The organism is Caballeronia sp. AZ10_KS36, assembly GCF_023631105.1.
Lineage (GTDB): Bacteria > Pseudomonadota > Gammaproteobacteria > Burkholderiales > Burkholderiaceae > Caballeronia.
Genome location: NZ_JALQDQ010000092.1, coordinates 1 through 246 on the forward strand (window position 1 = coordinate 1; position 246 = coordinate 246).

Here is a 246-nt window from a genome sequence, read left to right on the forward strand (position 1 = left end):
AGACCGGGCCGATCGAGAGCCGACGAGCTTGCCGGATGAACGCATCCCCCATTTGAAAGAGAAGATCCAGAGTCTCAAGGCGCAAGTGCAGAAGCTCGGCGAGATTGAAGTGCGAATGCGCGCGGCGCCCGATGGCCAAATCTCGCTAACGGATCCGGACGCTCGCTCAATGGCGACCAGTGGGCGCGGCACGGGAATGGTCGGCTATAACGTACAAACGGCTGTAGACCTTAAGAACCACATGAT

The 246-nt window shown here is 58.5% G+C and carries 1 pseudogene; it reads left to right on the top strand.

Annotated features, from left to right (window positions below):
* Positions 1-246, top strand: a pseudogene (locus tag NCR35_RS29855) (IS5/IS1182 family transposase); the annotation flags it as partial.